The 1173-nt window shown below is 31.0% G+C and carries 1 protein-coding gene; it reads left to right on the top strand.

What is annotated here, in order from left to right; translation table 11 throughout:
• A partial coding sequence (locus FTV31_RS16995) for a hypothetical protein (RefSeq protein ID WP_180015815.1) occupies window positions 1-725 on the top strand: 725 nt, incomplete at its 5' end.
• Window positions 726-1173: the final 448 nt, after the last annotated feature.

Genomic DNA, 1173 nt, shown 5'->3' with positions numbered 1-1173 from the left:
GTGAGTGCTCTCCTGTGAATAGATTTAAAAAAAGAAATGATAAGAGGCTTTTATATTATTTTATTCGATTATATTTTTTTCAAGATATGCGAGAAACAGGATGTATATCGGAGAAAATTATTTGGGCTAACCCATATGAAAATGAAGAAAAATTACATACATCAATAATAACAAGATTCAACCATTGCATAAATTTTCTTAAATTAAATTATCAATGGGTTTGCTCTGGTGATAGTGACTTCGGTATTTTTGGTGAATACAAAGTTGTAGGTCGTGGAAAGCACGAACGTAAAGTATGGGAAGCTGAATATTGTCCTAAATTAAATGAGCGAGGTACATGGATCATTATGCGCCCTTTATGGGATATGCAACTTATTGAACCTGTATTCTTCGTTACTGACTCACCAGATGAGGTACCAGATGATGAAAAAATCTTTATGTATGAGCTGTTCACAGAAGACCAAAAAGCTATATCAGATAAGATTCTTTCAGGTGGATATAATTTAGAAGAGTCTATGACTACTCAACTAAATCACGTTTCTAAGCGCGGAACTTCAGTATCAAAAATTGCCTTCGGATTTGTAGATTGTGACTATGCTAATGCCTCAATAAAGCCAAGATTTAGATTAAAATACAGAACAAAAAATCCCTATAGTAAAAATCGAATAAGGGATCAAAGTAAGTTTGAACGAGAGTTAATACAAAAAGCAGAAAAACAGCTTTGATTAAAAATTGAACTTTTAGTGAGTTCAAAGTTATATCAAGGCTTAAATTCAAAGTTTAATCTCAAAGCTTAATCTCAAAGTTAAATCAAAGTGTAAACAGTAATAAGTTAGTATGGATACTATTACGGAGAAAAAAGAATTTTTTATATCTTATCTTTATAAAACTTCCTCCTTGACTTCATATACCGCAAAAGCAGTAATCAAGGAGGAAGGTAAGCATTTGTTTAATGTGACGCTCGTAGACACTCGCTAATATTTTTGGTGATTTGAATAGACACCATTTAGTTAGTTAAAATGGCTATTTAACATAAAAACTCTTATATGAAATAAAAAACCTAGGCACCGGCCTAGGTCTTAAATTTAAAAAAATACATAAAAATTAAGGCTATAGTCTTAATTTTTCAACTTCGCATAACGTGTATTATGTTAATTTTAGAGACTGTAACTT

The sequence above is a fragment of the Acinetobacter sp. YH16031 genome, assembly GCF_013417335.1.
Taxonomy (GTDB): Bacteria; Pseudomonadota; Gammaproteobacteria; order Pseudomonadales; family Moraxellaceae; genus Acinetobacter.
The sequence above is the reverse complement of the archived record's forward strand: the minus strand, read 5'-3'. Positions and strand labels throughout refer to the sequence as shown.